At 66.1% G+C, this 26,495-nt stretch carries 17 protein-coding genes; 2 read left to right on the forward strand and 15 right to left on the reverse strand.

The genetic code is table 11. The annotated features are described in order from the left end of the window. Window positions 1–128: 128 nt before the first annotated feature. The 11 genes from truB to ACFSQR_RS07345 all read right to left on the reverse strand — a co-directional run bounded on the left by truB (window position 129) and on the right by ACFSQR_RS07345 (window position 14,627). Window positions 129–1,037, reverse strand: a complete 909-nt coding sequence (truB, locus tag ACFSQR_RS07295; RefSeq protein ID WP_377728994.1) for a tRNA pseudouridine(55) synthase TruB — start codon at window positions 1,035–1,037, stop codon at window positions 129–131. Beyond that, the gene (gene rbfA / locus ACFSQR_RS07300; protein WP_377728995.1) at window positions 1,034–1,465 is read right to left on the reverse strand and encodes a 30S ribosome-binding factor RbfA; all 432 of its coding nucleotides are present in this window, start codon (window positions 1,463–1,465) and stop codon (window positions 1,034–1,036) included. The genes truB and rbfA overlap by 4 nt, the downstream gene beginning before the upstream one ends. A 105-nt stretch (window positions 1,466–1,570) precedes the next feature. After that, a complete protein-coding gene (gene infB / locus ACFSQR_RS07305; RefSeq protein ID WP_377728996.1) occupies window positions 1,571–4,363 on the reverse strand; it encodes a translation initiation factor IF-2 in 2,793 nt (930 codons plus the stop codon). 52 nt (window positions 4,364–4,415) lie between these two features. Beyond that, window positions 4,416–5,981, reverse strand: coding sequence for a transcription termination factor NusA (gene nusA / locus ACFSQR_RS07310; RefSeq protein ID WP_377728997.1), 1,566 nt, complete (start codon window positions 5,979–5,981; stop codon window positions 4,416–4,418). Continuing rightward, window positions 5,978–6,466, reverse strand: coding sequence for a ribosome maturation factor RimP (rimP, locus tag ACFSQR_RS07315; RefSeq protein WP_377728998.1), 489 nt, complete (start codon window positions 6,464–6,466; stop codon window positions 5,978–5,980). Before rimP ends, nusA begins: the two co-directional genes overlap by 4 nt. 379 nt (window positions 6,467–6,845) lie before the next feature. Continuing rightward, window positions 6,846–8,627: a 23S rRNA pseudouridine(2605) synthase RluB gene (rluB, locus tag ACFSQR_RS07320; protein ID WP_377728999.1), complete on the reverse strand. Its 1,782-nt coding sequence runs from the start codon at window positions 8,625–8,627 to the stop codon at window positions 6,846–6,848. Beyond that, window positions 8,624–9,439: an SMC-Scp complex subunit ScpB gene (gene scpB, locus ACFSQR_RS07325; RefSeq protein ID WP_377729000.1), complete on the reverse strand. Its 816-nt coding sequence runs from the start codon at window positions 9,437–9,439 to the stop codon at window positions 8,624–8,626. The genes rluB and scpB overlap by 4 nt, the downstream gene beginning before the upstream one ends. Window positions 9,440–9,690: 251 nt before the next feature. Next, a complete protein-coding gene (locus ACFSQR_RS07330) occupies window positions 9,691–10,731 on the reverse strand; it encodes a glucokinase (RefSeq protein ID WP_377729001.1) in 1,041 nt (346 codons plus the stop codon). A gap of 262 nt (window positions 10,732–10,993) precedes the next feature. Further along, window positions 10,994–12,673 (reverse strand): ABC transporter ATP-binding protein, encoded by a 1,680-nt coding sequence (locus tag ACFSQR_RS07335; protein WP_377729002.1) that lies wholly within the window; start codon window positions 12,671–12,673, stop codon window positions 10,994–10,996. Next, window positions 12,670–13,689, reverse strand: a complete 1,020-nt coding sequence (locus ACFSQR_RS07340) for an ABC transporter permease (protein ID WP_377729037.1) — start codon at window positions 13,687–13,689, stop codon at window positions 12,670–12,672. The genes ACFSQR_RS07335 and ACFSQR_RS07340 overlap by 4 nt, the downstream gene beginning before the upstream one ends. Then, entirely contained in the window at window positions 13,689–14,627 is a 939-nt protein-coding gene (locus ACFSQR_RS07345) for an ABC transporter permease (protein ID WP_377729003.1), read from the reverse strand. Before ACFSQR_RS07345 ends, ACFSQR_RS07340 begins: the two co-directional genes overlap by 1 nt. Window positions 14,628–14,966: 339 nt before the next feature. On the opposite strand from ACFSQR_RS07345, the gene ACFSQR_RS07350 reads away from it, so the two are divergent. Together ACFSQR_RS07350 and ACFSQR_RS07355 are read left to right on the forward strand one after the other, a co-directional pair. Next, window positions 14,967–17,747 (forward strand): TonB-dependent receptor, encoded by a 2,781-nt coding sequence (locus ACFSQR_RS07350; protein ID WP_377729004.1) that lies wholly within the window; start codon window positions 14,967–14,969, stop codon window positions 17,745–17,747. Between the two features lie 323 nt (window positions 17,748–18,070). Continuing rightward, a complete protein-coding gene (locus ACFSQR_RS07355) occupies window positions 18,071–18,508 on the forward strand; it encodes a hypothetical protein (RefSeq protein ID WP_377729005.1) in 438 nt (145 codons plus the stop codon). Window positions 18,509–18,681: 173 nt separating this feature from the next. Here the strand turns inward: ACFSQR_RS07355 and aroG are convergent, their stop codons facing one another. The 4 genes from aroG to ACFSQR_RS07375 form a co-directional block, all read right to left on the reverse strand. Continuing rightward, window positions 18,682–19,740 carry a 3-deoxy-7-phosphoheptulonate synthase AroG gene (gene aroG / locus ACFSQR_RS07360; RefSeq protein WP_377729006.1) on the reverse strand — a complete coding sequence of 353 codons (1,059 nt, stop codon included), beginning with the start codon at window positions 19,738–19,740 and terminating at the stop codon, window positions 18,682–18,684. A gap of 270 nt (window positions 19,741–20,010) precedes the next feature. Continuing rightward, the gene (gene tldD / locus ACFSQR_RS07365) at window positions 20,011–21,471 is read right to left on the reverse strand and encodes a metalloprotease TldD (RefSeq protein ID WP_377729007.1); all 1,461 of its coding nucleotides are present in this window, start codon (window positions 21,469–21,471) and stop codon (window positions 20,011–20,013) included. Between the two features lie 45 nt (window positions 21,472–21,516). Beyond that, on the reverse strand, window positions 21,517–22,314 hold the full coding sequence (locus ACFSQR_RS07370) for a carbon-nitrogen hydrolase family protein (RefSeq protein ID WP_377729008.1): 798 nt from the start codon (window positions 22,312–22,314) through the stop codon (window positions 21,517–21,519). A gap of 14 nt (window positions 22,315–22,328) precedes the next feature. After that, entirely contained in the window at window positions 22,329–26,486 is a 4,158-nt protein-coding gene (locus ACFSQR_RS07375) for a YhdP family protein (protein ID WP_377729009.1), read from the reverse strand. Between the last annotated feature and the right edge of the window lie 9 nt (window positions 26,487–26,495).

Below are 26,495 nucleotides of genomic sequence, written 5' to 3' on the forward strand. Positions count from 1 at the left end.
GCTCCCGGGGTAGGCCGGCATCTGGCGCCACCTATGGCGGAATCGCACCATTTATGACGGAATCCGCCAAATCAGGGGCGAGGAAATGGGGTCTGTCCCCATTTTCGAAATGGGGTCTGTCCCCATTTTCAGGGGGCGGTGGAGATGAGGCGCTCGGGGGCGAGGATGCTGTACTCGCCGAGGACGCCAGTGCCGAGCAGGCGGCCGCCATGGTAGACGCGTACCCTGCCCTGCTCCGCAGGCACGGCTACCGACGGTTCCTTGCCGAGCGCGAGGCGCTGGCCGTGCAGGAAGCGCTTGGCCAGGTCGTCGTTCAGTTCGACCGACGGGAAGGTGGAGAGCAATGCATCGACCGGCGCGAGCAGCGACAACGGCGCCGCGTGCTGCGACAGGTCGTCGAGCGTGATCATGCCGTCGGCCGTCAGCGCGCCCACGCCGGTGCGGCGCAGGGCGTTCAGGTGTGCGCCGCAACCGAGCGCTTCGCCGATGTCTTCGCCCAGCACGCGGATGTAGGTGCCCTTGCTGCAGGTGACGGACAATTTGAGGAACGGCGCATCGTAGCCGAGCAGCTCGAGGCGGTGGATCGTCACCGGGCGCGCTTCGCGCTCCAGCGTGATGCCTTCGCGCGCGTATTCGTAGTAGGCCTTGCCGTCGCGCTTGAGCGCGGAGTACATCGGCGGCACTTGCAGGATCGGGCCGCGGAAACGCTCCAGCACCGCCTCGATCTGCCCGATCGTCACGTCGACCGGACGCGTCTCGATGGCCTCGCCTTCGGTGTCGCCGGTGTTGGTCTTGATGCCCAGGTGGACCAGCGTCTCGTAGGTCTTGTCCGCTTCCAGCAGGTCCTGCGAGAACTTGGTCGCTTCGCCGAAGCACAGCGGCAGCAGGCCGGTGGCGAACGGGTCGAGCGTGCCGGTGTGGCCAGCCTTCTTTGCGTTGAGGATGCGCTTGGCTTTGATCAGCGCGTCGTTGGACGACAGTCCAACCGGTTTGTCGAGCAGCAGGACGCCGTCGACCAGGTCACGTACTTTCTTCACTCGTCGTTCGCGCCGTCGTCGTTGCGTTCAGCAGGCGCTTCGTCGCTTTCGAAGTCGGCGGCGCGGGTGGCGTTGGCCTGGTCGATCAGGGCCGACATTTCCAGGCCGCGCGAGGTCGAGGTGTCGTGCACGAAATGCAGTTGCGGCAGCGTGTGGATGTGCAGGCGCTTGCCCAGCAGGTTGCGCAGGAAGCCGGAGGCTTTTTGCAGGCCGGCCAGCGTGTTCTTGATCGACTCGGGGTCGTCCTTGAACGTCGTGAAGAAGACCTTGGCGTGCGCGTAGTCCGGCGTCAGCTTGACTTCCGACAGCGTGATCATGCCGACGCGCGGATCCTTCAGCTCCAGCATGATGATCTCGGACAGGTCGCGCTGGATCTGGTCGGCCACGCGGATGCCGCGCTGGGGGATGTTTTTGCTGTGTTTTGCCATTGTTGAGTATGTGTTCTTGAAAGCGTCATCCCCGCGAAAAGCTGGGGACGGTCCCCGCTGGGGACAGTCCCCAGCCTGACGCGGGGATGACGGGTACTGCTAATCTTACAGGGTACGTGCGATTTCCTGGATTTCGAACGCTTCAAGCGTGTCGCCAACCTGGATCTCGTTGTAGTTCTTGAGCGAGAGGCCGCACTCGAAACCGGCACGCACTTCCTTGACGTCGTCCTTGAAGCGCTTGAGCGATTCGATCTCGCCAGTCCACACCACGATGTTGTTGCGCAGCAGGCGGACCGAGGAGGTACGCTTGATGACGCCGTCGGTGACCAGGCAGCCTGCCACCGCGCCGACCTTCGAAACCAGGATGACCTGGCGGATCTCGACGGTACCGGTGACGTGCTCGCGCTTCTCCGGCGCCAGCATGCCCGACAGCGCCGCTTTGACTTCTTCGATCGCGTCGTAAATGATGTTGTAGTAGCGGATGTCCACGCCGTTGGCTTCCGCCAGCTTGCGCGCCTGGCCGTCGGCACGGGCGTTGAAGCCGATGATGACCGCCTTCGACGCGACCGCGAGGTTGACGTCCGATTCGGAGATGCCGCCCACCGCCGCGTGCACGATCTGCACGCGCACTTCGGAGGTCGACAACTTCTGCAGCGAGCCAACCAGCGCTTCCTGCGAACCTTGCACGTCGGTCTTGACGATGAGCGGCAGGTTCTTGACTTCGCCTTCGGCCATCTGGTCGAACATGTTCTCCAGTTTCGCGGCCTGCTGGCGTGCCAGTTTGACGTCGCGGAATTTACCCTGGCGGAACAGGCCGATTTCGCGCGCCTTGCGCTCGTCCGCCATCACCATGACTTCTTCGCCGGCGACCGGCACTTCGGTCAGGCCCTGGATTTCGACCGGAATCGACGGACCCGCTTCGGTGATCGGCTTGCCGTTCTCGTCGAGCATTGCACGCACGCGGCCAAACGACGAACCCGCGAGGATCACGTCGCCGCGCTTGAGCGTACCTGCCTGGACCAGGATGGTCGCGACCGGGCCGCGGCCCTTGTCCAGGCGGCCTTCCACCACCAGGCCGCGCGCTGGCGCGTCGACCGGAGCTTTCAGTTCCAGGACTTCGGCCTGCAGCAGCACCTGCTCCAGCAGCGCGTCGATACCGGTACCCATTTTTGCGGACACCGGGACGAATGGCGAATCGCCACCGTATTCTTCAGGCACCACGCCTTCGGCAACCAGTTCCTGCGTCACGCGGTCGGTGTTGGCGCCCTGCTTGTCGATCTTGTTGATCGCGACAACCAGCGGCACGCCGGCAGCTTTCGCGTGGGCGATCGCTTCCTTCGTCTGCGGCATTACGCCGTCGTCGGCTGCCACCACCAGGATGACGATGTCGGTCGCTTTCGCGCCACGGGCACGCATCGCGGTAAACGCTTCGTGGCCCGGGGTGTCGAGGAAGGTGACCATGCCGCGCGGCGTATCGACGTGGTAGGCGCCGATGTGCTGCGTAATGCCGCCCGCTTCGCCTGCCGCCACTTTGGCGCGGCGGATGTAGTCCAGCAGCGAGGTCTTGCCGTGGTCGACGTGGCCCATGACGGTCACGACCGGCGCACGCGGCATCGATTCGGCGTGGGCGTGCTCGCCCTGGTCGGCCAGCAGCGCTTCCGGATCGTCCAGCTGCGCGGCGAATGCCTTGTGGCCCATTTCTTCCACGACGATCATCGCGGTTTCCTGGTCCAGCACCTGGTTGATGGTGCACATCTGGCCCAGCTTCATCAGCTGCTTGATGACTTCCGACGCCTTCACGGACATCTTGTGCGCCAGCTCGGCGACGGTGATCGTCTCCGGCACGTGCACGTCCTTGATGACCGGCTCGGTCGGCGCCTGGAAGGTCGATTCGCGGTCGTCGTGGTGCGAGTTGCGGCGGCCCTTGCCACCGGCACGCCAGCCGTCACGGCCGCCGCTCGGCGCCGCGCCACGGGTCTTCGATCCCGGAGGCGCGCCGCGCTTCTTGTCGTCCGACCAGGTCGAGGAGACATTGGCCGACTTGATCGACTTCTTGTCGCCCGGCTTCTTGTCGGCGCCGCCCACGGCTGGCTTCTTGTCGGCCGGCTTGTGCAGCGTGCCTTCGGCAGCCTTCGGCTTCGGTGCTTCCACCGGGGCCGGTTCAGGCGCCTTCATCACGCGGCGCGGCTGGCTCATCATGGCCTTGATCTGCGCCACTTCGTCGGCCACGGCCTTGCGTGCTTTTTCGTTGGCTTCGGCGCGTGCGGCAGCTTCCTTCGCTGCCTCATCGGCCTTGCGCTTGGCTTCGTCGGCGACCGCCTTCTTGGCGTCGTCGGTGGCGGCGCTGGCCATCGCTTCGGCAGCGCGCTTGGCGTCTTCTTCCTGCTGGCGGCGCGCGTCTTCGGCGGCCTGCTTGGCCTGGGCTTCCTTCTCGGCGTCCAGCTTGGCCAGGCGCTCCTGCTTTTCGCGCAGCTCGGCTTCCTGGCGGGCGATCAGCTCGGACTGGCGGCGCGCTTCTTCTTCGCGGCGCGCGAGTTCGGCCGCGTCCACGACCGGCGCTGCCGGAGCGGCTTCGGTGGTGGTCGCAGGCAGGTCGTCGCGCTGCACGAAGGTGCGCTTCTTGCGCACTTCGACCTGGATCGTGCGGCTCTTGCCGCTCGAATCGGCCTGCTTGATCTCGGTCGTTTCCTTGCGGGTGAGCGTGATCTTCTTTTTCTCGGTTGGTTCCGTTGCGCCGTGCGAGCGGCGCAGGTGATTCAGCAGCTTGTCCTTATCATCTTTCGACAACGGATCTGACGCCGAACTCTTTTCGACGCCGGCCGAACGCAACTGCGTCAGCAGCACGTCTGCGGGCATCTTCAGTTCGGTGGCAAATTGGGCTACGTTGTTACTCGCCATTCAGTCCTCTTTTCTATACTTTTGTCGCGACAGATGATCTACAAACCGTGAATCAAGCCTTGGCCGTTTCGGCTTGCGCCCAGGCTTTTTCCTGCAAGGCTTTCGCGCGCTCGTCGTACTTCGCGTCCACCATCTTCATCTCGTCGTCGGTCACATCATTAAATTCATTGTCGATCAGTTCGCGCGCGCGCTCGGTCGACAGGGCAAGGATGGCGCCGAACTCGTCGTACGCCAGGCCTGCGAACTGCGCCAGCGTCTTGATGCCCGCCAGGCCCAGCTTGCCCGCAGTGGTGCGGTCCATGCCTTCCAGGTTGACCAGCGCTTCTTCCATGCCTTCCAGGCCTTCTTCGGAAGCGATCGCCTCGGTCACCAGCGCGTCGCGGGCGCGGGTGCGCAGCTCGTTCACGGTGTCTTCGTCGAACGCTTCGATTTCCAGCATCTCGGAGATCGGCACGTAGGCGATTTCTTCCAGGCTGGAGAAGCCTTCGTCCACCAGGATGTCGGCCACTTCCTGGTCCACGTCCAGCTTGGCCATGAACAGGGCGCGCACGATCGCGGTTTCCGCGGCCAGCTTGTCGGCCGATTCCTCGGCCGTCATGATGTTGATCTTCCAGCCGGTCAGTTCGGACGCCAGGCGCACGTTCTGGCCGGAGCGGCCGATCGCGATTGCCAGGTTCTCTTCGTCCACCACCACGTCCATCGCGTGCTTCTCTTCGTCGACCATGATCGACGAGACGTTCGCCGGCGCCAGCGCGCCGATCACGAACTGCGCCGGGTCCGCGGACCACAGCACGATGTCCACGCGCTCGCCGCCCAGTTCACCGGTCACGGCCTGCACGCGCGAACCGCGCATGCCGACGCAGGTGCCGATCGGGTCGATGCGCTTGTCGGCCGTGTACACGGCGATCTTGGCGCGCACGCCAGCGTCGCGCGCTGCCGATTTGATCTCCAGCAGGCCCTGCTCGATCTCAGGCACTTCGAGTTCGAACAGCTTCATGATGAATTCCGGCGCGGTGCGCGACAGGATCACCTGCGGGCCGCGCATGTTGCGGTCCACGCGCAGGATGTAGGCGCGCACGCGGTCGCCGATACGCAGGTTCTCTTTCGGGATCATCTGGTCGCGCGGCAGGCGCGCTTCGATCTTGCCCGATTCGACGATCGCATCGCCGCGTTCCATGCGCTTGATGGTGCCGGTGACCAGCGAGTCGCCGCGCTCCAGGAAGTCGGCCAGGATCTGCTCGCGCTCGGCGTCGCGCACGCGCTGCAGGACCACCTGCTTGGTGTCCTGGGCGAAGCGGCGGCCGAAGTCGACCGATTCCACCGGCTCTTCGATGTACTCGTCCACTTCGATATCGGGGATCTGTTCGACCGCTTCGAAGTGCAGGATTTCCTGGTCTGGCAGCTGCAGGCCGGCGTCGTCAGGCACCACGTGCCAGCGGCGGAAGGTCTCGAACTCGCCGGTTTCGCGGTCGATCGAGACGCGGATGTCCACTTCGCCTTCGTAGCGCTTCTTCGTAGCCTGCGCCAGTGCGAACTCGAGCGCACCAAAGACGACATCTTTGTCGACGTTCTTTTCGCGCGCCAGCGCATCTACCAATAACAATACTTCGCGACTCATGCTTTGCGGCTCCTAAAATCCACCTGCGGCACCAAGCGTGCCTTATCGAGATCGGCCAGGGTAAATTCCAACATGGCCGGTCCATCCTTGCTTTCAAATTCCAACCCGATTTTGTCGCCTTCCGGTGCGTGCAGCACGCCCGTGAAGGTTTTCCGGTTCGCGGTACCCGGCATTGCCACGCGCAGCTTGACCGTTGCCTCATGGCCGGCAAAGCGCGTGAAGTCGGCCAGCGTGCGGATCGGGCGGTCGAGGCCCGGCGACGACACTTCCAGCCGTTCGTAATCGATGTTCTCCACCGTCAGCACGTGCGAGAGCTGGTGGCTGACCGTTGCGCAGTCTTCCACGTCGAGCGGGCCGCGTTCGGCCGCATCGGCTTCCGTGCGGTCGATATAGACGCGCAGGATCCCGCGCTCGCCCCGCTCCACATCCACGAGGTCGTAGCCCAGGCCGGTTACGGTTGTTGCGATCAGGTCAAACAGCTGCAAACGTCAATCTCCAGGGTGCTATAAACGGTTCAACAAAAAAAAAATGGGCATCTGCCCATCTTCTTATTCCCAACCAAACTTGCTCGTTCATGCGCCGGAAATATCGGGTAGAACGTTGATTAGGTTGAGAATTATAACGCTTTCACGGCTTTGCCGCAATCGCAGTCAGGACCTGTGGACATCCAAACAACACATTTTAAGTATAAATAAGGCTGAATTCACCAAGTTCTGTGCAGCAAGATCGGGGACTGTCCCCGGAGGCGCCAAGGCGGCAGTACCGTCCCCTGATCTTTGACATGCAAGCCAAAAAATTGCTTCCTTTGGCAGCACACAAAAGATCCGGGGACGGTCCCCTTACGGGGACAGTCCCCTTCCGCTTTTAGCCGCGGCGGCCGCGGCGGGGCATGCCGGCGTCGTGGCGGCCGGGACCCGCCGGCCCCTGAGGGCGGCGGCTGCCGCGCGCGGTGGCGCCGGCAAAGCCGAACGTGGTCTGCAGCGGATCGGGCTGGCGCGGGCCTTTCGGACCGGGCTTGCCTTCGCCGCCACGGCCCGCACCAAACGCACGGCCCTGGCCTTGCGGCTGGCCCATGCCGGCGCCGGCGCCGCGCGGGCCACGGCCTGCGCCCCGAGGACCTTTCGGGAACGGGTCGGCATTGCGGTTGGCGTCGGCGCGGTCGATGCGGTTGCCGTCAGCCTCACGAGGAGCCTGCGGACGCTTGCCGCCCTTGACTGCCGGCTTCTGCTCGCCTGCGCCCTTCTTCTCGACGCCGAACGCCTTCAGCAGGTCGCGCACGCTGTTTTCTTCCAGCTCTTCCCAGCGGCCGCGCTTCAGGTTGCTCGGCAGGGTCATCACGCCATAGCGGGTGCGGATCAGGCGCGAGACGGTCAGGCCGACCGCTTCGAACATGCGGCGCACTTCGCGGTTGCGGCCTTCGCCGATCACCACGCGGTACCAGCGGTTGACGCCTTCGCCGCCGCCATCGGCGATCTTGGTGAAGTTGGCCATGCCGTCTTCCAGCTCGACGCCGGCCAGCAGCTTCTGGCGCATGCCTTCTTCCAGCTCGCCCAGCGTGCGCACCGCGTACTCGCGGTCGATGTTGTAGCGCGGGTGCATCAGGCGATTGGCGAGGTCGCCGGAGGTGGTAAACAGCAGCAGGCCTTCGGTGTTGAAGTCCAGGCGGCCGACGGCCAGCCATTTACCGGCCTTCATGGTCGGCAGGCGGTCGAACACCGATGGGCGGCCTTCCGGGTCGTCATGGCTGACGATCTCGCCGGCAGGCTTGTGATAGATGAGCACGCGCGGCGGCTTGTTCGACACGCGCCGCTGGATCAGCTTGCCGTTGATGCGCACGGCATCGGTCGGCAGGATGCGCTGGCCGATGTGGGCCGGCTCGCCGTTCACCGACACGCGGCCGGCGATGATCAGTTCTTCCATGTCGCGGCGCGAGCCCATGCCCGCTTCGGCCAGCACCTTGTGCAGCTTCGGCGCGTCGTCTTCGGCGGTCAGTTCGCGGCGCACCGGCTTGGGCTGGCCACGGCCGCCTTCGTTGGCGTCGAACGCGTCCGAGGTGACGAAGGAGAAGATGTCGTCGGCTTCATTGCCGCCGCGCGGGCGGTTGCCCTGCTGTTCGCGTGGCGCGCCCTGCCCGCCTTTTTTCTTCTTCTTGTTGCGGCCATTGGCGGCGCGGTCACCGCGCGCTTCCTGGCGCGGCTTCTGGCCCTGGCCCTGGCTTGCAGGCTGCTGCCCGGCGCCGGCTTCCTGCGGCGCTGCTTCGGCGGCCGGCTGCTGCGGCTTGCGTTCTTCGCGGTGCTTGCGCTGTTCGCGCATCGCGCGCGGACCGCGCACCCGGGACTGGCGCTCCGCGCCCTGCGTCTCGGCGGATGGCGCGGCGTCCTGCGCCTCGCGCGCAGGCGCCGGCGCTTCCGCCGGAGCGGATGCTGCCGCTGGCGCTTCGGCAGCAACTGCCTTCTTCGCGCGCGGCTTTTTCGGTGCGGGCGCGTCGCCCTCTGCCGGCGCGGCCTTGGCGGCGCGCTTGCGTGGGGCCGGCGCGATGCCCGCCGCCTGGTCGGCTTCGATCTGCGCCTTGGTGCGGCGCTTTGGCTTGGCCGGCTGCTCGGAGCCCTCGGCCTGTGTCTCTTTATTGTCGGTTACGTTATTCATTGTTCAGTTTTTGTATCCCGCACTTCGTGTGCGTGCTGTGTTTCGTCCTCGGCCTTCGCGGCCGCGATGGCATCCGGGAATTCATCTTCAATCGCGGCTTCGATCACCGCTTCGGCCAGCGCTTCGTTGCTGACCAGTTCCTGGCCGGACGGCTCCGCATCCTGATCGCCCGGTACGGCCGCGTGCGCGGGCTGTGCTGCCGCGTCCTTCTCGAAATTCTGCTGCAGCGCTTCTTCGAGCACCTGCAGCTTGTCTTCGGCCTGCATGTCCGCCACCGTTTGCAGCGGCGGCAGTTCGGACAGCGAAGCCAGGCCGAGGTCGTCGAGGAACTGCCTGGTCGTACCCAGCAGCGCCGGGCGCCCCACCACCTCGCGGTGGCCGACCACGTCGATCCAGCCGCGGTCTTCCAGCATCTTGATGGTCTGCGAATTGACCGCCACCCCGCGGATTTCCTCGATATCGCCGCGCGTAACCGGCTGGCGGTAGGCGATGATCGCAAGCGTCTCGAGCGTGGCGCGCGAATATTTCGGCGGCTTCTCGGGACTCAGGCGGTCCAGGTACACCTTCATCTCGGGCCGGCTCTGGAAGCGCCAGCCGGAGGCGAGCGCCACCAGTTCGACGCCGCGCCCGTCCCAGTCGCGCCGCAACTCCTCCAGCAGGATCTTGATCGTATCGGAACCCACGCCGGCGCCCATGGGCCGCCCGGCGCTGTCTACGTCCACGAACAGCTTCTTCATGCCGTGGATCGACATCGGTTCACGGGCACACAGCAGCGCGGTTTCGAGGACTCGCTTAGCCTCATCAGTATTCATATCGATGTCGAGAAACGTCAAGAACGTTAACTACAACCCATATCAACGAATAGCAGCCGTCATCACGGATGACGCCGCCTGGAAAACACAATGCGTTGAAACTGGAATCCGTCGCCGAGGCAGGCTTGCCAGGGGCGGTGAAATACGGGCGGCGCGGGGAGAGCCACCTTGTTTGAGCGGCATGAAACCTGCCAATCTGCGGCCATTGTACCTGATAAAACTACGCGGTGGCGAAAACGCAGGTGCGGGGCTTATGCGGCGCGGACGGCGGCCAGCCGCTCGGCCAGCATGGCCGACACGCCGAGGAAGGCCGGATATTCGGCGGTGATGACGTAGGTCGGCACGCGCGCCAGGTAGTCGACGAAGCGCCCCTTGTGTTCGAAGCGCGCGCGGAACGATGAGCGCACGAAGCGCTCGCCCAGGCGTGGCACGATGCCGCCACCTATATAGATACCGCCCTGCGCGCCCAGCGTGATGGCCAGGTTGCCGGCCACGGTGCCGAGCATGCCGCAGAAGGCTTCCACGGTGGCGTCGCACAGCGCGCATTCGCCCGCCAGCGCGCGGCGCGCGATCTCGGGTGCGTCGAGCCGCGCATCCGGCTGGCCGGCTGCGTCGGCGAGCGCGCGGAACACCAGCTCGATGCCGGAGCCGGACATCAGGCGTTCGGCCGACACGTGTTCGTATTCGCGCCACGCGTACTGCAGGATCGCCACTTCCTGCTGGTTGGCCGGCGAGAACGTGACGTGGCCGCCTTCGCTGTTCAGCGCAGTCCAGCCGCCGCCGTTCGGGACCAGGCCGGATACACCCAGGCCGGTGCCGGCGCCGAGCAAGCCAAGCGGCGTGTGCGCGACCGGCGAGCCGCCGCCCACCTGCACCTTCTGGTTCGCGGCCAGGTGCGGCAGCGCGCAGGCCAGCGCGGCAAAGTCGTTGACCACCAGGAGCGTGTCGAAGCCGCATTCGGTGCGCATCGCCTCGATCGAGAATTCCCAGTGGTGATTGGTCATGCGCACGCGGTCGCCGTCCACCGGATTGGCGATGGCTACGCCGGCGTGACGGATCGCGGGCAAGTTCGCTGCGGCGACTGCCGGCGACGCCAGGTAGGCGCGCAGCGCATCGGCCAGCGTGGCGTAGCCCGAGCAGGGCAGCACGGCCACGTAGTCCACCTGCCCCGGCGCCACTTCAAGGGCGAAGCGCGCGTTCGTGCCGCCGATGTCCGCAAGCAGGCGCGGACCGTCCGCAAAAGCGGCAGGCGCGTGAGGCTGGGACGGCTGGGACGAAAGCTGGACGGTCATGACGGCGGGCTCGATATGGACGTCAAAGCTTAAAGATTAATTGGCGTCAGCGCAAGTGAAGTTTTGTAGTTTAGGTACAACCGCGTGCATACCGCAGGGCGAAATTTCGCATGAAAAACTACGTAGTCACGCTACGGCGGGGACTGTCCCCGCAGGGGACCATCCCCTGATCTTCAGCCTGCGGGGCTGATAGCAAGGCTATAGGGTCGCGGACTAAAGATCAGGGGACAGTACTGCCCGCTCAGCGGCGCAGGGACAGTTCCTATGCCAGCGACGGAACGGCTGAGAGCAAGGTGCGGGTGTAGGGGTGCTGGGGATTCGCATACAGCGCATCCGAATTCCCCAGCTCGACCACTTCGCCATGGTGCATCACCATCACCTGGTCGGCCATGTAGCGCACCACCGACAGGTCGTGCGAGATGAAGATATAGGAGAGCTTGTATTCGTCCTGCAAGTCCTGCAGCAGGTTGAGCACCTGCGCCTGCACCGAGACGTCGAGCGCGGACACCGATTCGTCGCACACCAGGATCTCCGGCTTCATGGTCAGGCAGCGCGCGATGGCGATGCGCTGCCGCTGCCCGCCCGAGAACTCGTGCGGGTAGCGGTGGAAGGCGGCGGCCGGCAGCCCGACACGCTCGAGCAGCTGGTATGCCGCCTGCTCGCGCTCCTGCTCGTTGGCCCCGATCCTGTGGATGCGCATCGGCTCGAGCAGGATCTGCCCCACCGTAAAGCGCGGATTCAGCGACGCGTAGGGATTCTGGAAAATGATCTGGATGCGCCGCTTGTAGGGCTGGTACTCGGCATCGGACATCGACACCAGGTCGCGCCCTTCGAACAGTGCGCTGCCGCCGGTCGCGCGGTGCAGCCGCAGCAGCGTCAACCCGACGGTCGTCTTGCCCGAGCCGGATTCGCCGACGATACCGAGCGTCTTGCCGCGCGGGAGATCGAAAGACACCCCCTTGACGGCCTTGAACTCGCGCCGCCCGAACAGTCCTTCGCGCGTATAGAAGCTCTTGGCCAGGCTGCGCACGACCAGGATGTTCTCGTCGCCCTCCACGTAGCCTCGCTCGCGCTGCTCGGTGACCGGGGGCCGGCCCTGCATGTAGTCCTCGATCACAGGCAGGCGCATCGGGCGCGCGTTGAGCGGCGGCCGGCAATGCAGCAGCGCGCGCGTGTAAGTGTCGGACGGATTGGACAGCACCTGGGCGGCGGCGCCCTCCTCCCTCACCTCGCCGTGGCGCATCACGATTACGCGGTCGGCGATCTCGCTCACCAGGCCCAGGTCGTGCGTGATGAACAGGACCGACATGCGGCGCCGGGCCTGCAGCCGCGCAAGCAGCTCCACGATCTGCTTCTGGATGGTCACGTCGAGCGCGGTGGTCGGCTCGTCGGCGATCAGCAGGCGCGGCTCGCAGGCGATCGCCATCGCGATCATCACGCGCTGCTGCTGCCCGCCCGACATCTGCCCGGGGTAGGCGTCGATCTTGCGTTCGGGGTCGGGAATGCCGACTTCGTCCAGCAGTTCCAGCGTGCGCGCGCGCGCCTGCTTGCCGTTCATGCCCATGTGCCGGCGCAGCACTTCGCCGATCTGGAAGCCGACCGTAAAGACCGGGTTCAGCGACGACATCGGTTCCTGGAAGATCATCGAGATCTCCTTGCCGCACAGCGCGCGCCGCTCCGCCGGGCTGGCCTTGAGCAGGTCACGCCCGCCGAACAGGATGCTGCTGCCGGCATCGATCTCGGTCGTGTGCGCGGGCAGCAGTCCCATCACCGCGAGCGAGCTGACCGACTTGCCGCTGCCCGATTCGCCGACCAGCGCCACCGTGCAGTCTTCCGGCACGTCGAACGAAATACCCTTGACCGCTTCGACCGTGCTGGTCTTGTCGACCCGGAAGCGCACGCGCAGATCGCGCACCTGGAGGAGCATGTTCGGGCTGCTCATTTGAGTTTCGGATCCAGCGCGTCTCGCAGCGCATCGGTAAACAGGGAGAACGCGGTGACCAGCACCGCCATCACGCCGGCCGCGGCGGCCAGCTGCCACCACTTGCCGAGAATGAGTTCGTTCTGCGCCTCGCCCAGCATCGAGCCCCAGGACACCACCCCCACCGGCACGCCAAAGCCGAGGAAGGACAGGATCACCTCGGCCTTGATGAAGCCGACCACCAGGATCGACAGCTGCACCAGCGCGATGTGCGAGACGTTCGGCAAGATGTGCGAGAACATCTTGCGCAAGTGCGAGGCGCCGATGGCGTCGGCCGCCATCACGTACTCGCGCGCCTTGTGCTTCATGTACTCGGCGCGGATCAGGCGGTATGGCCCGGTCCATCCGGTCAGGCCCAGGATCAGCACGATGGTCAGCACGCCCTTGGCCTGCAGCACCGCGGCCACGGTCAGGATCATCAGGATCGACGGAATGGACGTGAAGATCGAATAGAACCAGGTAAAGAAGTCGTCCACCAGCCCGCCGAAATAGCCGGCGAAGGCGCCGAACAGCGTGCCCAGCGCCACCGCCAGCGTGGCCGCGACCAGGCCCACCACGATCGAGGTTTCCGCGCCCTTGATAGTCTTCTTGAGGATGTCGTGGCCCCACTTGTCGGCGCCGAACGGCAGCGTCTCGCTGCGCACCGTTTCGGCGCGCGCGCCGCTCCTGTCCAGTTGCTCGCGCAGCTGCGCGATGTCCTCCGCCAGCGGGTCGAAGGCGTTGGCGGGCGGCGGCCCGGCTTCCAGCACGTCCGCTTCGCGCGCGGCCAGATCCGGCCCGATGAAGGTGGGCGGCGCATAGCTCACGCCTGCCTCCCGCTCCCAGTCTGAAGCTACCAGCCCGAGGCTGGACAGCACCAGCGTGGCCAGGAACAGCGCCACCACCGCCAGCGACACCATCGCCACGCGGTCCGCGCGCAGGCGCTTCCACGCGAGCGCCCACAGGCCGGGCGAAGCCCTGAATTCGTTCGCTGCCATCATTTGAGCTGCACGCGCGGATCCACCGCCTGGTACAGCAGGTCGGTGAGCAGGTTAAAGAGCATGGTCGCTGCGGCCACATACACGGTGATCGCCTTGATGACCGGGAAATCGCTGCGCTCGACCGCCAGGATCACCTCGCGCCCGATGCCGGGAATGCCGAAGAAGCGCTCCAGCAGGAAGGCCCCGATCAGCAGCGCGGGCAGGCTCGCCATCACATGCGTGATGATCGGGATGGCCGCGTTGCGCAGCACATGCACCCACATCACGCGCCGTTCGCCCAGGCCCTTGGCGCGCGCGGTGCGCACATAGTCCTGGTTCACTTCGTCCAGCACGAAGGTGCGGTACAGGCGCAGCGTGGGCGCCAGCGACACGGCCAGGCCGATGATGATCGGCAGCAGCGCGTAATGCAGCAGGTTCTCGCCGAGCGTCTCGCCCCAGCCCTGCACGGGGAACAGCCCGAGCTTGTAGGCCAGCCCGTACTGGAACACGATGATGTACACCAGGATGCTGACCGACATGCCGATCGTGCAGGCAACCATCACCGCGCGGTCGGTGAGCGAGCCGCGCACGAAGGCGATGGCCAGCGCCAGCGCGATGCCCAGCACGGTTTCCAGGATGGTGAGCGGCACCAGCACCGTGAGCGACGGCCCCAGGCGGCTGGAGATGATGTGGGAAACCGGCTCGCCCGTGCTCCAGGCGTTGCCGAAGTCAAAGGTGACGATCTGCTTGACGAAGATCCACAGCTGGGTGGCATACGGCTGGTCGATGCCGAGCTGGCGCCGGATGTTCTCGATCGCCGCCGGATCGGCCATCTTGCCTGCCAACAGGTAAGCCGGATCGCCACCCACCCAGTTGAACAGGAAGAACACGAGCAGGACCACGCCGGCCATGGTGGGCACCATCTGGGCCAAGCGCCGCACTACATACGCTAGCACGCCGCGCCCCTTGCGCAGCCTTCGAATCGATCCGCCATTTTGCTGCCGAGAAAAGCCACAACAATAGCGCAAAAGCCTGCCCGAAGGGTAGGCCACGGTTTGCCAGCGCACCTCCGAACAAATTCCCGACAAAAAAAGTGTTGTTTCCACATCGCGTCGTATTGACAAGACTCAAAGCGAAGTGCTCTGATGGGGGCGCTTGAAAATGCTCGCAGAAGTCACTTTCAGCGCACGCTAGCGTGCATATCTCCGATTGTTGGGAACAAGCGTTCCCGCCATCAAGCATATGCATGGAGAAAATTTGTTTTTAGAAGAAGAAGTACTTACATTGGAGGATTCATGATCAAGAAGACAGCACTTGCCCAGGCCATCACGATGGCAGTGGCGACCATGGCAGTGGGTATGGCCCACGCGCAGGACGCCGCCGCACCGATCCAGCGTGTGGAAATCACCGGCTCGAGCATCAAGCGTGCCCAGGCCGAGACCGCATCGCCGATCCAGGTGATCAGCAAGGACGACCTGCAAAAGTCGGGCAAGGCCACTGTGGCCGAATACCTGCAAACGCTGACCGCCGACGGCGCCGGTTCCCTGCCGACCGGCTTCGGCAACGGCTTCGCCGCCGGCTCGACCGCGATCTCGCTGCGCGGCCTCGGCGCCACCTCCACCCTGGTGCTGCTGAACGGCCGCCGCATGGCGCCGTTTGCGCGTGCAGACGACGGCCAGAAGACCTTCACCGACCTGTCCACCGTGCCGATGGAAGCGGTCGAGCGCATCGAGATCCTGAAGGACGGCGCATCGTCGACCTACGGCGCTGACGCGATCGCGGGCGTGGTCAACATCATCCTGCGCAAGGACTTCACCGGCACCACCATCAAGGCCGAATACGGCCAGTCGCGCTACAGCGACAACGACCAGGCCAAGGCCTCCTTGACCTGGGGCCTGGGCACGCTGGACAACGAAGGCTGGAACGTCCTGGTCAACGCCGAGGTGTACAAGTCCGACGAAGTCATGAACAAGGACCGCAAGGACCGCGCCTGGATCGGCAAGGGCGACCTGCGTCCATGGGGCTACCCGCTCGCGACCCAGTTCGCGGCAGGCGACGTGCGCGGCGGCGTGGCCGGCGCGACCCCGACCGGCGCGATCCGCAACCCGACCACCCTGGCCTACGAATACCTGCCAGGCTGCTCGACCTTCTCCGTCTCCCCACAGCCAGTACCGGCCAACGGCTGCGTATGGCATCAGGACCAGTTCCGCTCGATGCAGCCGGACATCGACGGCGTTAACCTGTACACCCGCGGCACCCTGAACATCAACCAGGACCTGCAGGCCTATGCCGAAGCCGGCTACTCGAAGCGCGATACGCATTTCACGCTGGTGCCGCCATCGATCACCCCGACCGTGGCGTTCCCGCCTAACGCGACCTACCCGACCGGCGTGATCAACTACGGCTCGGGCGCGGGCACCACCATGGTGCTGGGCGCGACCCACCCGCAGAACCCGTACGGCGTGCCAGTGCGCGTGCGCTACTCCGCGTTCGACGTCGGCCCATCGACCCGCTACGCCGACAACAAGTTCAGCCGCTTCGTGGCCGGCTTGCGCGGCAACATGGCGGGCTGGGACTTCGACACCGGCATCACCCACTCCCAGTCGGAACTGGAACTGCGCTACACCAACATGCTGAACATGGCAGTGGTGCGCGACGCGCTGGGCAACCCGGCCAGCCCGCACTTCCCGTACCTCATCGGCGCCCGCGCCGGCGAGAACCCGGCATCGCTGTACGCGGCGATGGTGCGCACCGCCACCTCGAACTCGACCACCAAGCTGGACACCATCGACTTCAAGGCATCGCGCGAACTGATGGAACTGCAGGGCGGCATGCTCGGCCTGGCCGTCGGCGCGGAATACCGCCGCGAGCGCGTCGACAACCCATCCCTGTCGGGTACCCAGAACGGCGAGATCAACGCCAGCTACGTCGCAGCACGCGGCGACAGCAAGGTGAAGGCAGTCTTCGTCGAAGTCGCAGCGCCGATCCTCAAGGGCGTGGAACTGTCGGCAGCGGCACGCTACGACAAGTACGACGCGTTCAGCTCGACCACGCCGAAACTCGGCGCCAAGTGGACCCCGACCAACACGTTCGCCCTGCGCGCAACGTACTCGGAAGGCTTCCGCGCTCCAGGCCCTGCCGAATCGGGCGCCGACTCGCAGTCGACCGGTACCGCCACCGCGCGTGACCCGATCCGCTGCCCGGGCGGCACGCCGGCTCCTGGCGCATCGTCGAACGACTGCGCGGCATCGGTTGCCGCAGTCAAGATCGGCGATCCTAACCTGCAGCCTGAAACCTCCAAGGGCTACACCGTGGGCGCGGTCTGGGATCCGATCCCTGGCATGTCCGCATCGATCGACGCATGGCAGATCAAGCGTGAAAACGAGATCAACCCGATGCCGTACAACGAAGCTGCCGCCCTGCCGACCGCAGTGCGCGCGGATAACAACCTGATCGGCGCGAACGGCCAGCCAATCCCGAACAGCGGCACGCTGCTGATCTCGAAGGCTCCGTACCGCAACTCGAGCTTCACCGAGATCAAGGGCGTTGACTTCGACATCCGTCACCGCATGAGCCTGGGCGACTACGGCCGTGCGACCGTCGGCCTGACCTGGACCCACATCAACTCGTGGATGCGCGCCGAATCGGCAACCACCCGCTACGAGTATGCTGGCACCCACGGCAACTGCGACACCTCGAACTGCGCCGGCACGCCTAAGAACAAGGCATCGCTGTCCGCATCGTGGGACCTGGGCTCGTTCGGCCTGTCGACCAACGTCAACTACCGCGACAGCATGAAGAACGTGCAGTTCGAAGGCGACCTGTGCGCCTCCTCGCTGGTGGGCGGCGCTCCGGCACCGAACGCAGAGTGCAAACTGGCTTCGTTCACCACCGTCGACATGTCGGCGCGCTGGAACGTGACCAAGCAGCTGCAGATCTACGGCTCGGTCAACAACCTGTTCGACAAGATCGCACCGCTCGACCCGCTGACCTACGGCGGCATGAGCTACAACCCGATGGACGCATCGGGCGCGATCGGCCGCTACTTCAAGATCGGCGCGCGTTACTCGTTCTGATGACGTAAGGGGACCGTCCCGCAAGCCGCTGAGCAGGCAGTTCGGTTCCCCGGTCGTCACCAAGAAAGCCCCTGGATCGCTCCAGGGGCTTTTTTCATTCCTGCCGCAGCTGCGTCCTCGTAGGTCAGTGGCGGAAACCGCCATGATTTAGCCGATTCCGCCAAGCCCGGGGATTGGCGGAATCGGTCAAAACATGGCCGATTCCGCCAAACTGCCCCGCAGCTGCACAAGGAGCCCAGGCTCGGCGCGTGCCGTGCCGCAGCCTGATTCCGGCTTGGCTACACTGGAGGCTTCAGCGCCGCTGAGCGCACAAGGGAACGAACATGTCCGGATCCGATTTCTCCACCGATGCCGACGGGCGCCTGCGCGGCAGCGGCATCCACGACGCCGTCGTCAGGGAGTTTCACTTTGCCGATTCGGGAGAATTCAATCTCCGGATGCGCGGCACGGACGGCGAGGACCGGCTGGTCGCCTTGCGCGGCGTGGCGCGGCTCGGCATGCGCGACCTGATCAACGGCACCATCATTTCGGACATCTACTGCTGGAAGCTCGACCAGGGCGACCTCGAAGGCTACGCGGTCGACGCGGCCTGGCGCGCGATCGTTGCGGACGCATTCCGCGAACCTGAACTTCCGCAGCTTGCAGCGCGGCTGGCGCAGGAACATGCGGACTGCTATCTCGTGTACTTCGAATCGTCGTATGGCGGCGAGATCGCTGCGGTGTGCCGCGAAGTGCGCGGCCCGCGCGTCGTGCAGGTGTAGCGGAGACGCAGCGCATGGCGACCAGTCTAAGGAATTAGGACTGGAATCTAAACCAGGCTAAAGGTTGCCCCGAGAGCGCGATTCCAGTCTAAGTCTAAGTATTTTCCGGCCGTGCACGCAGTTTTTAGAAAAGAACCGCATTAAAGAGCGGCCTCCGGGGGGGCGGCCCCGCATCAGTCGAGCTGCAGGCGGCGCTGGCGCACGGCCGCGGCCAGCGTCTCGAGCACGCCGACGCTCGCGTCCCAGTCGATGCAGCCATCGGTGATCGACTGCCCATACACCAGCTCGCGGCCCGGCACCAGGTCCTGCCGGCCGCCCACGAGGTGCGACTCGACCATCACGCCGACGATGCGGCTTTCGCCCGCGGCCACCTGCGCCGCGATGTCGGCGCACACCGGCACCTGGTTCTGCGGATTCTTCGAGCTGTTCGCGTGCGACGCGTCGATCATCAGGCGCGCGGCCAGCCCCTGCTCCGCGATCTGGCGGCAGGCCGTATCCACGCTGGCCGCATCGTAGTTCGGCGTCTTGCCGCCGCGCAGGATGATGTGGCAATCCTCGTTGCCATTGGTCGAGACGATCGCCGAGTGGCCGCCCTTGGTCACCGACAGGAAGTGGTGCGGCTGCGAGGCCGCCTTGATCGCATCCACCGCGATCTTGATGTTGCCGTCGGTGCCGTTCTTGAAGCCGACCGGGCACGACAGGCCCGACGCCAGCTCGCGGTGCACCTGCGATTCGGTGGTGCGCGCGCCGATCGCGCCCCAGCTGATCAGGTCCGCGATGTACTGCGGGCTGATCACGTCGAGGAATTCGGTCCCGCACGGCAGGCCCAGCTCGTTGATGTCGCGCAGCAGTTCGCGCGCCATGCGCAGGCCGTCGTTGATGCGGAAGCTGTTGTCCATGTAAGGGTCGTTGATCAGCCCCTTCCAGCCCACCGTGGTGCGCGGTTTTTCGAAGTAGACGCGCATGACGATCTCGAGGTCGGCGGCGAAGCGCTGGCGCTGCCCGGCCAGGCGCTCGGCATATTCCATCGCGGCGCGCGTGTCGTGGATGGAGCACGGGCCGACCACCACCATCAGGCGGTCGTCCTGGCGGTGCAGGATGCGGTGCAGCGCCTGGCGCGCCCCGGCCGCGGTCTGCTCGGCCTTGTCGCCAGCTGCGAACTCACGGATCAGGTGAGCCGGCGGCGTCAGTTCCTTCATTTCGCGGATGCGTAAATCGTCGGTACGGGGCATGTGTTCTCCACTTCGGGTAAAAAAAAACCGCCATCGCTGGCGGTTTCTCGGATTCTTGCGTGTTTCGACTGGGTTCAGTCTGGCCGCTAGTCCACCGCCACGGGGCTGGAGCAGCAAAAATACCAGAAGAAATAAAAAGTCGAGTTACGCATGAGAAATCCGTATGTGTGTGAACCACTATAGCAATCGGTGGCGCGGCTTGGCAAGCGTTTTTGTTGCGGTGCAGTGGAAAGCTGAAACTGGGTCAGGTTTCGCCGCACCGCCAACGGATCAGGCGGTGCCGCCGACCGTCATGCCTTCGATGCGCAGGGTCGGCTGGCCGACGCCCACGGGGACCGACTGCCCTTCCTTGCCGCACACGCCCACGCCCGAATCGAGCTTCATGTCGTTGCCGATCATGGTGACCTTGTTCATCACGTCCGGGCCGTTGCCGATCAGCGTGGCGCCCTTGACCGGATAGGTCACCTTGCCGTTCTCGATCATGTAGGCTTCGCTCGCGGAGAACACGAAGCGGCCGTTGGTGATGTCGACCTGGCCACCGCCGAAGTTCACCGCGTACAGGCCGTTCTTGACCGACTCGATGATTTCCTGCGGGTCCTTGTCGCCAGCCAGCATGTAGGTGTTGGTCATGCGCGGCATCGGCAGGTGCGCGAACGATTCGCGGCGCGCGTTGCCGGTGACCGGCATTTTCATCAGGCGCGCGTTCATGGTGTCCTGGATGTAGCCCTTCAGGATGCCGTCCTCGATCAGCGTGGTGCACTGGGTCGGGTTGCCCTCGTCGTCCATGTTGAGCGAGCCGCGGCGATCCTTCAGCGTGCCGTCGTCGACCACGGTGACGCCCTTGGCCGCCACGCGCTCGCCGATGCGGCCGGCGTACGAGGACGAGCCCTTGCGATTGAAGTCGCCCTCCAGGCCGTGGCCGACCGCCTCGTGCAGCAGCACGCCGGGCCAGCCGGGACCGCACACAATGGTCATGGAACCGGCCGGCGCCGGGCGCGCGTCCAGGTTGACGATGGCCGACTTGACCGCCTCGCTCGCATACTGCTCGAGGATCTCGTCGGTGAAGTAATCATAGGAATAGCGCCCGCCGCCGCCGGACGAACCGGTCTCGCGGCGGCCGTTCTGCTCGGCGATCACGGTGATCGACACGCGCACCAGCGGGCGGATGTCTGCCGCCAGCACGCCGTCGCTGCGCGCCACCAGCACAACATCGTATTCGCCGGCCAGCCCGGCCATGACCTGCTTTACGCGCGGGTCCTTGGCGCGCGCCATCTTCTCCACGCGTTCGAGCAGCTTGACCTTGGCGGTCGCGTCGAGCGATGCGAGCGGATCGTTCGGGAGGTACAGCGAGCGCGTGCCCTGCTGGCTCATGCCGGTGGCCACCTTGACCTTGCCGCTGCCCACGCGCGCGATGGTGCGGGTCGCTTCGGCAGCGTCCATCAGCGCCAGCGGCGAGATCTCGTCGGAGTACGAGAACGCGGTCTTGTCGCCGGAAATCGCGCGCACGCCCACGCCCTGGTCGATCGAGAAGCTGCCGGTCTTGACGATGCCTTCCTCCAGGCTCCAGCCTTCGCTCTTCGTGTACTGGAAATACAGGTCGGCGTAGTCCACCTTGTGCGTGAACATATGGCCGAGCGTCGACAGCAGCTTGCTCTCGTCCAGGCCGAATGGGGTCAGCAGGATGTCGCGCGCAGCGGCCAGTGCGGAGAGGTTCGGATCGAATGGCTTCATGGTGCGGGGTCTTTCATTTGTTCGGTTTGCGGCCATTGTGCCATATCAGAGTGTGCGGTGCTTCAAGGCGGGCAGGCTCTCGCGTACCCGCGCCAGCACGCCGGGATCGACGTTCCCGAGAACAATGCCTTCGCCTTCGCGCAACAGCGATTTCACTTCGCCCCACGGGTCGACCAGCATGCTGTGGCCGAAGGTGCGTCGGCCGTTTCGGTGGACACCGCCTTGCGCCGACGCCAGCACGTAGCACTGGTTCTCGATCGCGCGGGCACGCAGCAGCACCTCCCAGTGCGCCATGCCGGTGGTGTGCGTGAACGCGGCCGGCACCACGATCAGCGTGCACTCGCCCATCGCGCGGTACAGCTCGGGAAAGCGCAAGTCATAGCACACCGACAGTCCCACGCGGCCGAACGGCGCCTCGAATGTGCCGACCGCGCTGCCGGGGACGATGGTCTTCGACTCGTTGTACGACTCCTCGCCGCGGGTAAAGCCGAACAGGTGGATCTTGTCGTAACGGGATACGGCCTGGCCGTCCGGGCCATACACCAGCAGGGTGTTGAGCACCTTGCCCTCCTGTCCCGACACCAGCGGCAGGGTGCCGCCCACCAGCCAGATGCGGTGGCGCGCGGCCAGGGCGGACATGAACTGCTGGATCGGCCCGTCGCCCGCCTGCTCCGCGTGCGCGATCTTGTCGGCGTCCGTCATGCCCATGATCGGCCAGTATTCGGGCAGGGTCACCAGTTGCGCGCCCTGCTGCGCCGCCTCGGCCACCAGCCGGGCGGCGGTGTCGAAGTTTTCCGCCACATCGGGCGTGGATACCATCTGCACTGCCGCTACCAGCGTCATGACGCGCACCTCCGCTATTGTTTCGCCGCCGCGGCAGCCTGCCGGTTCGGGTTGGCGATCTTGGTGATGACCGGCTCCTTCCAAGGGCCGCTCACCTTCATCTCATAGGTCAGCGCGCGCATCACCGGCGCGCGCAGGAACAGCTGGGCCAGGAAGCCGCCGATGCCCACCACCGGATTCACGGCCAGCGCATACACCAGCGGTCCGGTGCCCAGGTTGAATTCGGGGATCACCACCACATGCAGGTCGGCCGTCTCGCGCGCGATGTCGGCGGTGCCGTCCATCAGCACCGTGGCCGCCACCCCGTGCATGCGCAGGTTGTCGGTCTTGAGCACGCCGCGGTTGATGACCGCGCTGGCGGTGATGCCGTCAAAGGCCAGGCCTTCCGAGAACACGTCGCGGAAGTCCAGCTTGAGCATGCGCGGCAGCATCTGCAGGCTCAGCACGCCGAGCAGTTTTGCCGCGCCCGGGTCCTGCTTGAGGAACTGGCCCGCTCCCAGGTCCAGGTGGATGCTGCCCGACAGCGTCGGCGTATCGAGCTTGTACGGCAGGCCGTGCCACGACACTTCGCCGGAGAGCTTGCCCTTGCCGCGCTTGAGCGTATCGGGGAAGCCGAGGCGGTCCAGCAGCTTGCCCGCATCGTGCACGCCGAGCTGGAAGTCCAGCGCGGTGATGCTGTTGCCGTCCTTGCTGACCCAGCGCCCGGTCGCATCCAGGTCGCCGTCCGGATTGGAGATCGCCAGCTTGCTGATCTTCCATTCCTTGCCCACCGCGACCTGCGAGTTGTTGGCGACCAGTTCGATCTTGCCGAACTCCTTGCCGAACAGGACGAAGCGCTCGGCCACCACATCCAGCGCGGGGATGGTGGCGCTGCGGTCGTTGTCGCCTTCCAGCAGGTTCTTCACTTCGTCCTGGGCCGACTCCGGGATCACCAGCGAGGACAGGCGCGCGGTGACCTTGCCGAGGTTCTGGCCGCCGCCGGCGTCGTCCCAGGTCAGGTAGCCGCCGATCTGGCGCGAGTCGATACTGGCCTGCCAGGTGCCCTTCGTGTGCGTCGCACCGACCACCACTTCGTCCAGCTTGCGCCCGCCGATCACCAGTTCGGTCGCGCGCGCCGCGGTCACGTCCGGCACCACGTACTGCGCCAGGCCGGGACCGGCGCTGGCGCGCTGGACGGCCGCTCCCCCGCCGCCCGCGATCTCCCGGCCGAGCGCCGTCCACTGGTCGACGTCGAGCGACTTCAGGCTGACGTTCAGCAGCAGCCCGCTGTCCGGCTCCGGCGCCGGGTTGTTCACGCCGATACCGCCGCGCACCACGCGCCACGCGCCGTTGGCGGTCTTCTCGCGCTGGTAGCGCGCCTGCACCAATTGGCCGAGCGAGACGCGCAGCTCGTCGCGTCCCACCTCGCCCGCCGGCGGCAGGCTGTTGAGCACGAAGCGCAGCGGCAGCGGTTCGGCCGCCGCCTTCGACAGCGGCGCCGGGAAATGCAGGCCCAGCCCGGCCAGCGAGGAATCGACCGCCACCTGCACCTGGCCGTCCCTGACGGTCACCAGGCCGGCGAAGCGGGTGGCGCCCGAGAAGCGCGTAGCCAGGCGCTGCATCTCCGGCGCCGGCCAGGCGCGCTTGATGCCATCGGCCGTCGCACTGCCTGCAAGGCGCACCACGATGCCGCCCTCGCGCTGGCTGCCGCCGGATACCGTCAACGGGCCGCCGAGGAAGGAGCCGGCGATGTTCGGCAGCGTCACGCCGCGCTCGAAGAACTCGATGCGGCCGGTGGCGTTCTGCACTGCCGGCAGTTCCGGGAACAGCGCGATCTCGTTGCCCTGCAACTGCAGCGCGCCGCGCACCTTGGTGTCGCGCGGATGGCTGAGCGGGATCTGCAGCTTGATGCCGAGGCGCGCGTTGCCGGTGGCGCGGGTGCGCTCGGTGAAATGGCCGATCCAGCCCAGCACCGGGCTGGCCGCCATGTAGTCGACAAAGCCCTGCAGCGGCGCCGCCGCCTTGCCGTCGATCTCGAGCAGCTTGTCGGCGGCGCTCAGGTCGGGCACGACGGCCTTGATATCGGACAGCGCCACGCCCCGCGTGCTGGCGGTCTGGGCGTGGATCTCCATGCGCGCGCGGTCGAACACGATGGTGCCGTTGATCCGCTCGGCCACCGGCCACAGGGGGGACTTGCCGTCCGGGCCGGTGTGCGAAGGATCGTAGTTCAGGCGCCCGTCGGCGATGCGCGCGGCGACGCGGAATTCGCCCTGCGCGCGCTCGGCCGGGCGGTCGCCGTGGAACGGGAAGTGGGACAGGTCGCCGCGCAGGCGTATCGCAGCGTCGTTCAGCATGCCGCCTTCCAGCGCGGTGGTCAGCCAGGTGTGCAGATGCGGCGGTGTGCTCAGCGGCAGGAAGCGTCCGACGGTGCCGATGTCGAAGCCGGTCAGCGTGCCGTGCAGGTCGGCGACCGCGGCGCCTGCGCCCGGCTTGAGCGGCAGCGTGTGCCGTCCCCTGAGCGATCCGGACAACTGCCCTTGCGCGAAATGCAGGGAACCGATATCCAGGCGCAGGCGGTTGCCATCCTCGAACGCCCAGCGCAGGTCGGCGTCGAGCCGGTCGAAGGGCATGGCCGGCTCGGCGAAATAGCCGGGCAGCTGCAGCACCACCTGGCGCGAGGCCAGCCTGACTTCGCCGCCCTTGTCGCTGGCGTCCACGCTGCCGGTCAGGTTGTCCACGCCGGGGATGGCCGCGGCGGCAGCGACCGCCGGCATGCCGGCGCTGGCGGGACGCGCCTCGCGCGCAGGCTGGGGGCGCACGGACAGGCCTTCCACCTTGCCCTTGATGCGGTAGGACTGGATCGCCGGGTAGCGCCCTTCCCACTGGGCGGAAAAATCGGACAGGCGACCGCGCGGCGCGTAGTTGGCCAGCAGCTGGCGCTGCAGCTGCGTGAGCGGCAGCTGCCCGGCCAGGTGCGCCAGCGTGCCCAGGTCGAGCATGCGCGCCGTCACGCGCGTGCGCGCGGGCCGGGTGGCGGTCGCCGGCGTGAAGGTCTCGGACATCGACATCGGCGGCAGCGCGGCCGCGCCGGCCAGCTGCACCGCAAGCTTGTCCAGGCTGACGGTATGGCCATGCGCGCCGAAGGTCGGCTTGCCGTCCGGCTCGCGCTTGCGGTCGAACTGCTCACTGGCCGAGATGCGGCCGGTCACGCGCGCCAGGTCGAGCGGCGGCAGGTGCCGCGCCAGCTGCGCGTTCACGTCGGCCAGCGCCACGTCGGCGGTAAACGCTTCCATGCGGGCGTGGTCGACCGCGAGCCAGGCACGTACCGAGCCGCGTCCGCGGTTGAGCGTGAACGGGTAATCGACGTACTGCTTCCACGCCGCCAGGTCGGTGTTGCGCAGGTCGGCGTACAGTTCGCCCTTCCACAGCGACACATCGGTGCTGCGGCGCGCGAAGCGCGGATGCCTGAAGTGCGCACGCACGTCCAGCGGCTGGGACAGCGCCGCCGGCGGGGTGGCGCGCAACGCGAACTGGTGCCGGTTCCAGCGGTTGCGCAGGGCCAGTTCGACCTTAGTCAGCTCCAGCGGCGCCGCGCCGCGCAGCTCGTCGGTCCAGCGGACGCGCCCGTCGCGCACGATGATGGCGCGCTGCTTGAGCGCCCACTCGCCGCCCTTGCCTTCCGGGCCGCCGCTCTGGATGCGCATGCCGGCCACGTACAGCGCGCCGTCGCGGGTGCGGCGCACATCCAGGTCGGGGCGGATGATTTCCAGCGTCTCGAAGCGCAGGTCGGCCGCCGGCACGCTCCACCACGAGACGGTGGCGGTAACGGTCGGCAGCGTCAGCGCCGGCCTGCCCTGCCGGTCGCGGATGACCACGTCGCCGAGGAACAGGTGCGGGCGCAATCCGTTCCAGGAGGCGTACACGCGCTGGATCGTGACCGGGTTGCCGATGGCGCGGCTGGCGATGCGCTCGATATCGGTCTTGTAGTAGTCCACATTGGGCAGCACCACATAGCGCAGCACCAGGAAGATGACGCCGAACAGGAAGTACGCCAGCAACACCGCCTTGATCGCGAAGCCCAGCACATGGTGGCTGGCACGGTTGGCCATGCGGTATGCCGTGCGCATCCGCGCCCAGCGCTCGGCCAGCGGAAGGTGTTCTCCTGTCGCGTGTTCGGTGTTCGGGTTGTGCATCAAAAAGCT

The organism is Pseudoduganella sp. GCM10020061 (assembly GCF_042683405.1).
Taxonomy (GTDB): domain Bacteria; phylum Pseudomonadota; class Gammaproteobacteria; order Burkholderiales; family Burkholderiaceae_D; genus Telluria.